General features: G+C 69.5%; 7 protein-coding genes. 2 read left to right on the top strand and 5 right to left on the bottom strand.

Translation table 11 applies throughout. The annotated features are described in order from the left end of the window. Positions 1-382 precede the first annotated feature (382 nt). Positions 383-7,390: a polymorphic toxin-type HINT domain-containing protein gene (locus KUM49_RS06805; protein WP_217235790.1), complete on the top strand. Its 7,008-nt coding sequence runs from the start codon at positions 383-385 to the stop codon at positions 7,388-7,390. Positions 7,391-7,457: 67 nt separating this feature from the next. Then, positions 7,458-8,123, top strand: coding sequence for an SUKH-4 family immunity protein (locus KUM49_RS06800; protein ID WP_217235789.1), 666 nt, complete (start codon positions 7,458-7,460; stop codon positions 8,121-8,123). A gap of 4 nt (positions 8,124-8,127) precedes the next feature. Here KUM49_RS06800 and KUM49_RS06795 read toward each other — a convergent pair whose 3' ends face one another. The 5 genes from KUM49_RS06795 to KUM49_RS06775 are packed head-to-tail and all read right to left on the bottom strand — an operon-like array spanning position 8,128 to position 12,581. After that, positions 8,128-9,219, bottom strand: coding sequence for an amidohydrolase family protein (locus KUM49_RS06795; RefSeq protein WP_217235788.1), 1,092 nt, complete (start codon positions 9,217-9,219; stop codon positions 8,128-8,130). A gap of 25 nt (positions 9,220-9,244) precedes the next feature. Further along, positions 9,245-10,036, bottom strand: a complete 792-nt coding sequence (locus KUM49_RS06790; protein ID WP_217235787.1) for a PIG-L deacetylase family protein — start codon at positions 10,034-10,036, stop codon at positions 9,245-9,247. Between the two features lie 54 nt (positions 10,037-10,090). Next, positions 10,091-10,900, bottom strand: coding sequence for an amino acid ABC transporter ATP-binding protein (locus KUM49_RS06785; RefSeq protein ID WP_217235786.1), 810 nt, complete (start codon positions 10,898-10,900; stop codon positions 10,091-10,093). Further along, positions 10,897-11,733: an amino acid ABC transporter permease gene (locus KUM49_RS06780; RefSeq protein ID WP_217235785.1), complete on the bottom strand. Its 837-nt coding sequence runs from the start codon at positions 11,731-11,733 to the stop codon at positions 10,897-10,899. Before KUM49_RS06780 ends, KUM49_RS06785 begins: the two co-directional genes overlap by 4 nt. Further along, entirely contained in the window at positions 11,730-12,581 is an 852-nt protein-coding gene (locus KUM49_RS06775; RefSeq protein ID WP_217235784.1) for a transporter substrate-binding domain-containing protein, read from the bottom strand. The genes KUM49_RS06780 and KUM49_RS06775 overlap by 4 nt, the downstream gene beginning before the upstream one ends. Between the last annotated feature and the right edge of the window lie 120 nt (positions 12,582-12,701).

Below are 12,701 nucleotides of genomic sequence, written 5' to 3'. Positions count from 1 at the left end.
GACTCTGCAAACGTTTTCGTCGCGGATGTTCACCACTGGTTCGACGGCGAGTTGTGTCAACCTCCTCCGTACCTGCGCGTTCCCGTAGGACAGCGACCACGGGTCCCCCTCGAGTCTCGATGTCGGAGTGAGGGGAAGTTAAAACGTTTTCATTCGGCAGTCAACACATCTGACACAGAAGGGCTGTTGACGGCCCGTCTGCGCCGGTCTCGTCCAACCGGGCGGCCGGCACGGCCCTTCGGGGTTTTCGAGCAATCGTTCACAGTCCGGAACTCGTCCCTTCATTTGACATGCCATTGACACGTCGTTGAAGGGCCTTGGTACACAGGTGGGCCCGCGATTCCTGTGCGACCCCTGTGCCCACGGGGGACAAGGAGCCTTCATGGCACGCTTAGGCCACACCCGCCTCCGCCGTCTCCGTCTGCGTGCCGCCCTCGTCGGCACCGTGGCCACGGCGTTGCTCATCGGCACCGCTCCCTCGTCCCCGGCCCGCACGGGCGAGGAGAGACCCGCGGCCGCCTCCGAACCCGACACCTCCGATCCCCGTGACGGCTGGCGTCCCGCCAGTGAACTGGCCGGCGAAGAGGACGACCGCGGCTTCTGGGACAGCGTCTTCGGCAGCGACGACGAGAAGGACGACCGGGACGACGGCGACTTCGAGCCGCCCCGTATCACCCTCGACCGCAGCCGCGGCGCCGCCTCACTGACCCACCCACGGGTCGCGGGCGAGGCCGACGGCGTCCGTGTCGCCGCGCCCCGCAGTGTGCACGCGACCGGCGCCGACCTGGCCTGGACGGCGTACGACGGCAAGGGCCTGCTGGAGTACGAGGTCCACCGCTCGACGTCGAAGGACTTCACGCCGACCGCCGAGACCCTGCTCGCCCCGGTCGGCCGCGACACCCTGACCTTCACCGACCGCACCGCGCCGCCCGCCCTGGAGGGCGACGGCCGCACCCACCACTACCGGATCGTCGTCCGGACCGAGCAGGGCAAGCTACTGAGCGGCCCCGCCCGTGCCGTCGAGCTGCCCGCCGTCGGCCAGGTCGCCCAGGACGGCAAGCTGCTCGCCGCCCCCGAGGCCGAGACCTACTTCCTGCCGTTCACGCCGGCGCGGATGGTCCCCGGCGAGACCGCCACCGTCGAGGCGACGCTCACCAACACCACGGCCACGGTGTGGAAGAAGGGCGAGCGCGTCCTGTCGTACCGCTGGACGCTGGACGGCAAGGACGTCACCAACCTCCTCAACAAGGACGCCACCGGGCTGCCGAAGGACGTGGCGCCGGGCGAGACCGTCACCTTCGACGCGCAGCTGAAGGCGCCGGTCCTCGTCGACCCGCTCGACAAGCGGCTGACCTTCGGCCTCGAGTGGGACCTGCGGGAGAAGGCCACCGGCGACTGGCTGTCCGAGACGGACGGTGTGCCGCCGTCGAAACACGAGGTCACCGCCGAGTACCCGACCTCCGACCAGCTCGGTCTGGAGGACTTCCACTCGTACGCGGGCAAGAACACCGGCGCGGGCTCCGCGCTGATGAGCAACCTTTACGCCGGCAACGCGGTGTGGTCGTACAACGCCTTCTCGAACCCTTCACTCGGGTTCGCGACCTTCCTGCGCCTGGCCTACAACTCGCAGGACGCGTCGCACACTCCGGCCGGTCCGGGCTGGTCGCTGCAGGCGTCCTCACCCGTGCGGCTCGGCACCCCGCTGGACTTCCACCCGTCCGCGCTGCTGCCCAAGCAGATCACCCTGACCGACGGCGACGGCACCAGCCACGTCTTCGGCAAGAACAAGAAGGGCGAGTGGGACTCCCCCGCCGGCGTCCACTTCCGGGTCAGGCAGCTGGAGAAGGACTGTCTGATCAAGCCCCACCAGCGGGAGGCCTGGGAGTTCCTGCGCCCGGACCGCACCCGGTTCCTCTTCGACTGCCAGGGCTATCCGAGCGCCCAGGTGGACAAGAACGGCAACCGGATGGAGTTCACGTACGAGGAGCGGCTGCTCGGGCACCCGTCGAAGCTGCTGAAGTACGTCACCGACGCCGAGGGCCGGCGCACGCTCACCGTCGACTACTGGGAGAAGGGCGAGGCGTACACGTACGTCGACGAGGACGGGAAGGTCCGTGAGGGCAAGCACCTGCTGAACCCGTTCCTCATCGGCAAGGTCCGCTCGGTCACCGACCTCTCCGGTCGGCGGATCGACTTCACGTTCACCGAGAAGGGCCTGCTCGCGCTCCTCACGGACGGCGCGAACTCCACGGACAAGGACCTGCGCAAGGTCTTCGGGTTCGGCTACGGCAAGGAGTTCGACCACCCGGGCGTGAAGCTGGTGAAGGTCACCGACCCGCGCGGCAACGCCACCGGGCTGGACTACGTCGGCCCGCACGACGACAAGGACCAGCTGCACTACCTGGGGTACACCAAGGCGGTCACGGACCGGCTCGGCGGCCTGACCCGGTACCGCTACGAGGACGCCGACGACCACGACGGCAAGGCGATCCGGACCGTCGTCACCGACGCCGAGGGCAACCCGGCCACCCAGCTGATGGACGGTTACGGCCGTCCGGTGAAGCTCACCGACGCCAAGAAGCGCACCACGAAGCTGGGCTGGGACGCGGACAACAACGTCACGCGCCTGGAGGAGAACAACAAGGCCGCCCGCACCTGGAAGTACGACCCGAAGACCGGCTACCCGCTGGAGGCGAGGGACGCCGAGAGCGTCAAGAACGACCGGCCCGCCGCCACCCTCGCCTACGCCACCGGCGAGAACGGCCACATCGCCGACCTGGTGCGCCGCGTCTCCCCGGAGGGCCGCGCCTGGCAGTTCGGCTACGACGCGCGCGGCAACATGACCTCGGTCACCGACCCGAAGGGCGTGGCGAGCGAGCCGGCCGGCGACTACACCTCCACCCACGCCTACGACGGCCGGGGCCGGCTCACCTCCGCGACCGACGCCAACGAGCACACCACGAGGTTCGAGGACTACGACCCGTCCGGCTACCCGCGGGTGATCGTCGACGCGCTCGGCAACCGCACGGTGACGACGTACGACGTGCGCGGCAACGTCACCGAGGTCGAGGAGGCCGACGGGGCGACGACCACGCAGACCTACGACCTGTTCGCGCGTCCGCTGGAGAACCGCAGGCCGAAGGACCAGCAGGCCGGCGAGTTCATCGTCACGCCCGCGCCGAAGTACGACGCGAACGACAACACCCTCGTCTTCACCGCCCCGAACGGGGTGGCGAGCACCAGTGTGTTCGACGCGGCCGACCAGCTGCTGAAATCCGTCCAGCCGGGCGACGAGGAGGGCTCGCCGGAGCGGGTGTCGACCTTCACCTACGACAAGGTCGGCAACCAGCTCACCTCGACCGAGCCGAAGGGCAACCTCACCGAGACGCCCGGGGACTTCACCTCGACGACGAAGTACGACGAGATCTACCAGCCGATCGAGGCCGTCAACGCGGCGGGCAAGCGCGCGAGCGCCGTCTACAACGACGTCGGTGACCTGGTGAAGGTCGTCGACGCCCGCAAGAACGAGACCGAGGACCCCGACGACTACACCACCACGTTCCGCTACGACCTCGACCACCGGCTGCTGGAGACCACCGACGCCGCCGGCAACGCGACGACCAGCACCTATGACTGGGACGGTCTGACCACCGCCGCCACGGACGCCGACGGCAACCGCACCGAGATGGTGCTGGACGCACGCGCCGCCCTGGTCGAGGCCCGGGTCCCGCACGACGGGGACGGCGACGACGCGGTCGTGCGCAGCACCCGCTTCGAGTACGACGAGGCCGGCAACCAGACCCGGGTCGTCACCCCGCGCGGCGTCGAGACCGGTGACGACCCGAAGGACTTCGCCGCCGAGACCGTCTACGACGAGCTGAACCGCGTCAAGGAGACCCTGAGCCCCTACGACCCGGACGACGCCCGCTACAACGCGCCGGACCGCACGACGTACGAGTACGACGCGCTGAGCCGGGTGAAGAAGGTCAGCGCCCCGCCGTCGGAGGGCCAGAGCGTCCGCAACGAGACGGAGTACACCTACTTCGACACCGGCTGGATCAAGACGTCCACCGACGCCTTCGACATCAAGAACACCTACCGGTACAACGACCTCGGCCAGCAGATCCAGAACACTCTGAGCAGCGGGGGCGGTTCGGTCACCCGCACCCTCGACTCCGCCTTCTACCCGAGCGGTGCGTTGAAGTCCCGCTCGGACGACGGCGTGCCGGTCGGTCTCCAGGTCGCGCTCGTCGACAACTCCGACATCAACAACACGGCCGCCCAGGGCACGTGGGCCGAGGCGGCCGCCGAGGGCGCGTACGGCTACAACGCGCAGACCCACCCGGCCGGTTCGGGCGAGGACCGCTTCGTCTGGCAGCTGACGATCCCGCAGGCCGGCGACTACACGGTCTACGTCCGGTACCCGAAGGTCGACGGGGCGGCGAAGGACGCCTCCTACGAGATCAAGCACAAGGACGGCACCGAGACCAAGACCCTCGACCAGACCGAACTCCCGGGTGAATGGCGGTCCCTCGGCAAATACGCCTTCGGCGAGGACACCGGCCAGGCCGTCACCCTCACCGACAAGGCGACCGGCACGGTCGTCGCGGACGCGGTCCGGCTGGTCCGCGACCACTCCAAGGACACCGACAACGAGGAGAAGGACTTCTCCTACCGCTACGACGCCAACGGCAACCAGATCGAGATCACCGACCGCAGCCCCGGCGTCGAGACCGACCGCTACACCCTGGCGTACGACGAGCTCAACCAGCTCGGCACGGTCGTCGAGCACGACGGCGACGCCGTGCGCAACACCACGAAGCTGACGTACGACGCCAACGGCAACACGCTCACCACCACCCACGACCTGACCTGGAGCAAGCTGGACTACGACGTCCTGGACCGGGTCGAGCGCATCACCAACGCGGCCTCGCCGACGGCGGGCGACCGGCAGGTCACGGAGCTGGAGTACACGGACCGGGGCGAGTTGGCCAAGCAGACCAAGCCCAACGGCAACGTCCTCACCGTCGACTACTACCGCGACGGTTCGACGAGGAGGACCAGCGAGAAGAAGTCCGACGACACCCTCGTCGCCGAGCACGCCCTGAAGTACAACGCCAACGGTCACAAGGTCGAGGACGTCCTGAAGCTCATGGACGCCGACGACCACGGCTCCACCATCGACAACGCCTACGCCTACACCTACGACCCGCAGGACCGCATCGCCAAGGTCGCCAAGACCGGCGACGACGAGACGACGGAGGAGTACCGGCACGACGCGGCCGGCAACGTGGTCTGGCAGAACGTGGCCGACACGACCACCACCCACCGCTACGACCGCAACCGGCTGCTCACCTCCACGGCGGACGGCGCGTCCTCGACGTACAACTACGACCCGCTGGGCCGCCTCGACACCGTCTCCTTCGGCGGCGAGACGATCCAGAAGTACCGCTACGACGGCTTCGACCGCCCCGAGTCGATCACAGCGGGCAGTGGCGAGTCGGCGAAGACGACCCGCATGACCTACGACGCCTTCGACCGCACGGTGAAGGAGACCGCGGGCAGCGGCGACGACGCCAGGACGACCCTCTTCACCTACCTGGGCATCACCTCGCACTCCCTGAAGGAGGAGGTGACGGACGAGGGCGTCACGGCCTTCCAGTACGCCTCCTGGGGCCAGAAGCTGACCCAGATCAAGGACGAGAAGGACAAGGACCCGGAGACGGCCCAGTACCTCTACCACCCGCACGGCGACGTCGAGGCGCTGACCGACAAGGACGGCAACACCAAGACGACGTACGGCTACACGGCGTACGGCAAGAACGACGCGGCCCAGTTCACGGGCGCGGACAAGCCGGGCGCGGGCGGCGGCGAGTCGGCCGCCCCGTACAACTCCTACCGCTTCAACGGCAAGCGCTACGACACCACGTCCGGCACCTACGACATGGGCTTCCGGACCTACGACCCGGGCCTGAACCGCTTCCTGACCCGGGACATGTACGGCGGCGCGCTGGCGGACATGGGCCTGACCACCGACCCCTACACCGGCAACCGCTACGCCTTCGCCGGCGGCAACCCGGTCTCCTTCATCGAGATCGACGGCCACCTGTTCGGGATGTCCTGGTCCGACATCGGGCACGCGGCCCTCGACGTGGTCGGCCTGATCCCGGTCGTCGGCGAGGCCGCCGACCTGGCCAACTGCGGCTGGTACGCGGCCGAGGGCAACGTCGTCGACGCGGCGTTGTCCTGCGCCTCGGCCATCCCCTTCGCGGGGTACGGAGCGACGGCAGCGAAGGCCGCCAGGTACGGCGACAAGGCCCTGGACGCCATCGACTCGGCGGGCGACACCGCACGCGCGGTGGACAACGCGACGGACGCGGGGCGTGCGGCTGATGCCGGTACACCCCCGGCCGGCGCCGCTCCGGACGCCCCCGCCGCGCCTCGGGACGCGGCCCCTGCCGACGCCGCACCCGCGGCACCGGCCAACCCGGCGCCCGCTCCGGCTCCGGCGGCGCCGAAGCCCCCAGAGGCGCCCCCCGCGTCCTGCCCCGTCGGCAACAGCTTCGTCCCGGGTACCAAGGTGCTGATGGCCGACGGCACGACGAAGGCGATCGAGGATGTCGGGGTCGGGGACAAGGTCGCCGCTTCCGACGTGGAAACGGACGACGCCCAGACCCGCACGGTGACCCGCACGATCAGTGGCGAAGGCGCCAAGCACCTGGTCACCGTCACGATCGACACGGACGGCCGCGCGGGCACCGACACCTCCACGCTCACGGCCACCGACGGCCACCCGTTCTGGCTTCCGGACCTGGGGCGTTGGGCGGACGCCGAGGATCTGAAGCCGGGTCAGTGGCTGAGCACCGGCAGCGGTACCTGGGTCCGGATCACGGCGGTCGAATCCCGTACCAGCCCGGCGAAGGTCCACAACCTCACCGTCGCAGGCGTGCACACGTACCTGGTGGTGGCCGGTGCGACGCCGGTCCTGGTGCACAACGCGACCTGCGGACCCGTACCGTACGGATCGACCGATCTCAGTCAGATGGCGATCAACCACCGGCGCACCGCCGGTGTGGGATCGGGCCAGAACGTCGCGATCTACCAGGTGGAACTGCCGAACGGGCAGATCGCCAACCTTCCCTTCGCCAACAACGTCCGCGGCCCGCACTCCGAAGCCAACGCCGACGACTTCCTGGAGTCGATCGGGTTCGGCCCGGAGACGGTCGTGGGCATCTACTCCGAACGCAACTTCTGCACCACGGCAGGGCATGCGTGCGCCGGCCGCATCGGGAAGTACACGAGAGCCGCCAACAACCTCTCCTGGAGCTTCGAAGCCGGCGAGAACGCCATGGCCGCGATCTCCCGGACGGTGTTCGGGCGAGGGCGGTGACCTTGTCGGCCGGGCGCGGCCATGGCTACCGTTTTCGTGGCCGCGTCCGGCCGACCAGGAGGCTCACGTGAACGCAGACGAGGCCCGCACCGAGGTGGCCCGCGTCCTCGGCGCCGAGCTCGGCGAGTTGACCGACAGGGGCCGGCTCGCCGTACTCCCTCCCGTTCACGCGGGAGACTGGGACCTGTCAGAGGCGGACAGACGGGCTCTGTGGAGCCACGGTCTGCCCCTGCCCGGGCAGGGCGACATCCTGAGCGTCGTCGGCGACTACCAGCGAGGGGCGGAACCCGGTTTGGACGAGGAGGGCACACCGCTCTACCGTCTCGGCTCCTACGGCGAAGCCACCATCGGGGCCGAGCGCGGCACCGGAGCCGTGCTCGCGTTGCCGAAGTACCGCGAGGTGCACTCCGCTCTCGGCCATCTCCACCCGGACGGCATCACCCCCAGCGCTGTCAACGCCACCGTCGCGGGGCTCGTCGACTGTGCCTGGCGGTGGTACTGGCTCGCGCCGCTCCTCGCCGAGCAGGAGATCCGGGCAGGAGAGGCCGAGGTCGAGGCCTGGCGGGCGGCGACATCGGCCTCCGGCGCGGAGGAGGACACCGAGCGCGACTACTACGCGGACTGCAAGGCGCTCTGCCGGGACGTCCTGGCCGACTTCGGAACACGCGACCCGCTCATCGCCTCGCACGAGCGTTCCTTCTGGTCGGACGTCATCCGCGGCGGACTGCTCTGAGGGGCTATGCCACCACTCGCCCGTTCAGCACCACCCGCAGTGGGTCCGCGAGCACGCGGACATCCGTGCGGGGGTCCCGTTCGTACACCACCAGGTCCGCCGCCGCGCCCTCCTCCAGGCCGGGGCGGCCCAGCCACTTGCGGGCGTCCCAGGTCGTCGCCGCGAGGGCCTTCAGCGGCGGGATACCGGCCGTCACCAGTTCCGCGACCTCCGCCGCGACCAGGCCGTGGGGAAGCGTGCCGCCGGCGTCCGTGCCGACGAAGACCGGGATGCCGGCGTCGTAGGCGCCCCTGACCGTGTCGTAGCGGCGTTCGTGCAGGCGGCGCATGTGGGCGGACCAGCGGGGGAACCGGGACTCGCCGCCCTCGGCCAGCCGCGGGAACGTGGCGATGTTGACCAGGGTCGGGACGATCGCCACCCCTCGCGAGGCGAACAGCGGGATCAGGTCGTCCGTCAGGCCCGTCGCGTGTTCGATGCAGTCGATGCCGGACTCGACCAGGTCACGGAGCGAGTTCTCGGCGAAGCAGTGGGCGGTGACGCGGGCGCCCAGGCGGTGGGCCTCCGCGATCGCCGCCTCGGCGGCCTCCCGCGGCCAGCTGGGTGCCAGGTCGCCCACCTCGCGGTCGATCCAGTCGCCGACCAGCTTCACCCAGCCGTCGCCGCGCCGGGCCTCCTGGGCGACGTACGCCACCAGGTCGTCCGGTTCGATCTCGTGGGCGAAGCCCCGGATGTAGCGGCGTGTGCGGGCGATGTGCCGGCCCGCGCGGATGATCTTCGGCAGGTCCTCGCGGTCGTCGATCCAGCGGGTGTCGGAGGGGGAGCCCGCGTCGCGGATCAGCAGGGTGCCGGCCTCGCGGTCGGTCAGCGCCTGCTTCTCCGCGACGTCGACGTCGACCGGCCCGTGCGGGCCCAGGCCCACGTGGCAGTGCGCGTCGACCAGGCCGGGCAGCGCCCAGCCCGACATCGTGCGGATGTCACGGGCAGCGACGGGGCGGTCGTAGGAGATCCGGCCATCGATGATCCACAGCTCGTCCCGGACCTCGTCCGGGCCGACCAGGATCCGCCCCTTCACGCGCAGCACCGTGCGATCACTCATGCACCGCACCTTAGTCAGCCCGGCGTCACTGCTCCCAGGGTGGTGGTCCCTCGAAGGCGAGCCGGTACACGTCGAAGAGGACCGCTGCCTCGACACCGAGCGCGCGCCCGGCCTGTCGGGCCGACCATGTCAGGAACGGGCGGGGCTCGAAGGCCTGGGCACCGAGGCCCTTGGTGTACTCGGCGTGGGCGGCGAGCGAGGCGATGCCCCGCTCCAGTGGTGTGCCCGTCACGTCCACGCCGTGGGTGGGCCGCTCGGCGCCGGCGAAGCACACGAAGCGGACTCCGCCCCAGGGCTCGAGCCCTTCGTCGGCGAGCTCCGGGAAGATCCACCGGTTGCCCGCGTCCCGCGCCGCGTCGAGGGCGGCGAGGCCGACCACGCGGTGGTCGGCCTGGTTGACGACTCCGGCGACCATCCGCACGGTGTACGCGCCCGTCAATACGACCTCGGGCCGGTGCCGGCGGATCGCCCGCACGAGGTCGCGGCGCAGGGCGGGCCCGTCCTCGACGCTCCCGTCGCGGTGGTCGAGGAACTCGACGGTGTCCACGCCCACTTCACGGGCTCCGGCCCGCTCCTCGGCCTCGCGCAGCGGGCCCGCCTCGTGCGGGGGCAGTCCGTCGATGCCCGCCTCGCCCCGGGTGACCAGCAGGTAGGTGACCTGCTTGCCCTGAGCAGTCCACCGGGCCACGGCGGACGCCGCCCCGTACTCGATGTCGTCCGGGTGTGCGGCCACGGCGAGGCAGCGTTCCCAGTCCTCCGGCAGTGAGGGCAGCGCGGTGCCGGCTCCGGAGCCGGCCGCGTCGTCGAGAGTCGTCATGTCCGAATGATGACGCTTCGCGGGCTCTGACCGATAGAGGAACGTATGTCCTCTTCAGTCACTGCCGCCCACCTGGTCCGACGTCTCCTCCTCCACCTCGGCCATCGCGGGATCGAGGAGGCGGGAGAGGAAGTGGCGGGTGCGTTCGTGGCGGGGGCCGGTGATGACCTGCTCGGGGGTGCCGTCCTCGACGATCACTCCTCCGTCCATGAAGACGACCCGGTCGGCGACCTCGCGCGCGAAGGTCATCTCGTGGGTGACGACCATCATCGTCATGCCCTCGTTCGCCAGTCTGCGCATCACCGCCAGGACGTCCCCCACCAGTTCGGGGTCGAGCGCTGACGTCGGCTCGTCGAACAGCATCACCTCCGGGCCCATCGCCAGCGCGCGGGCGATCGCGACGCGCTGCTGCTGGCCGCCGGAGAGGGAGGAGGGGTAGGCGTTCGCCTTCTCGGACAGTCCCACCCGCTCCAGGTTCTGGGCGGCGATCCGGGAGGCCTCCGCCTTGCCGCGCCGGAGCACCCTGCGCTGCGGCAGCGTGAGGTTCTCGGTCACCGACAGGTGCGGGAAGAGGTTGAACTGCTGGAAGACCATGCCGATACGGCGGCGTGCGGCGTCGATGTCGACGTCGGGGTCCGTCAGCTCGGTGCCGCCGACGAAGACCTGCCCCCCGGTCGGCTCCTCCAGGAGGTTCACACATCGCAGCAGCGTCGACTTGCCCGAGCCCGACGGCCCGATCACGCACACGACCTCGCCCCGGTCGATCTTCAGGTCGATGCCGCGCAGCACCTCGTTGTCGCCGAAGGACTTGTGCAGGGCGCGTACGTCGATCTCCGGGTGCGCCCCAGGAGTCTTCTCGCTCATTTCACGGCCTCCTGGGCCTTCGTCTCCATCCGGCGCACGACGAAGCCGAGCGGGACCGTGACCAGCAGGTAGCACAGGCCGGCGACCAGGATCGGCGTGGAGTTGGCGGTCGTGCTGGCCAGATCGCGGCCGTACTTGGACAGTTCGCGCTCCTCCAGGGTGACGCCGAGGAACAGCACCAGCGAGGAGTCCTTGAAGAGCAGGACCAACTCGTTGGTGAGCGGCGGCAGGATGATCCGGAACGCCTGCGGGATGATGATCGAGACCATCGCGCGTGCGGGCGAGAAGCCCAGGGAACGGGCCGCTTCCATCTGGCCCTTGGGGACCGCCTGGATGCCCGCGCGGATCGTCTCCGCCATGTACGCGGCGGCGACCAGCCCCAGCGCGAGGGCGACCTTGCCGTAGGTGCCGCCGATGATCTCCGTGCCCGGGAAGGCTAGCGGGACGGCGACGCCGATGAAGATGAAGATCAGCAGGGCGGGCAGGCCGCGGAAGATCTCGATGTACACGCCGGCGAACCAGCGGTACGGCCCGACCGACGACAGCCGCATCAGCGCGATGACCATGCCGAGCACCAGGCCGACGACGAAGCCGGACAGGGTGTAGAGCACGGTGTTCTTCAGCGCCAGCGTGATGACGTCCGGGAACATCTGCTCGGCGATGTCGGCCTGCGCGAACTGGTTCTTCAGCCGCCCCCAGTCCGCCGAGACCGCGAAGGCGATCACGACGGCGACGAAGACGGCGTACTGGATGCCGCGGGACAGGCTGCGCTTCTGACGCCTGGTCAGACCCTTTTTGCGGGGCGGGACTTCGAGCTTGGTGTCGTCACTCATGAGGCGGACGGAGAGGCCGCGGTCTCGTCGTACGGGCCGATCCACTGCTCGTAGAGCTTCTTGTACGTGCCGTCGGCCCTGGCGTCCGCGATGGCCTTGTTGATCGCGGCGAGGAGCTTGGTGTTGCCCTTCTTCACCGTGAAGCCGTACTGCTCACCGGTGTTGAGGTTGTCGACCACCTTGAAGGCGTCGGCGTTGGCCTTGTCCTTCAGCCAGCCCTGGACGACCGGGTAGTCGATGATGACGGCCTTGACCTGGCCGGAGCGCAGTCCGTTGAGGACGGCGTCGGAGGACTCGAAGGAGACCGGGTCGAAGCCCTGGCCCTTCGCGTAGTCCTCGCCGGTGGTCTGCGCCTGGGCGCCGAGCTTCACCTTCTTGGACTTCACGTCGGCGAGGGAGCCGACCCCGGCGTTCTTGTCGACCAGGACGGCCTGGGTGGCGTCGAAGTACGGGTCCGAGAAGTCGACGTTCTTCTTGCGTTCCTCGGTGATGGTCATGCCGGCCGCGGCGAGATCGCACTGGCCGGCGTTGAGGGACCCGCCGGTCTTGAAGTTCTCGAAGGGCTGGTCGAGGATGTCCTGCTTCACGCCCAGGTCCTTGGCGGCCAGGTCGATCAGCGAGACGTCGAAGCCCTGCACCTTGCCGTCGATCTCCGACTGGAAGGGCGGGTAGGGCAGGTGCGTGCACGTGGTGAGCTGTCCGGCCTTGACCAGCTCGACCCCGCCGGCGGCGGTCTTCGAGCCGCTGCCGCCGTCGTCGGTGGACGTGCAGGCGGACACGAGCACCAGCCCGGCCGTCGCGGTGATGGCAGCCAGGACGCGGGTCCGGCGCCCGAGGGGCGTGTTCACGGCGGGCCTTCCTATGGGGGAACTATGACGTCAGAGGCTTCAGATTATAAGGAGAACTTTGGGTTCCTCAAACCAAACCAATGGTTGCCGGTCCGTCCGGCCTAAGAAGGCTTCGGCCGG

The organism is Streptomyces sp. AC555_RSS877 (assembly GCF_019049245.1).
Lineage (GTDB): Bacteria > Actinomycetota > Actinomycetes > Streptomycetales > Streptomycetaceae > Streptomyces.
The sequence above is the reverse complement of the archived record's forward strand: the minus strand, read 5'-3'. Positions and strand labels throughout refer to the sequence as shown.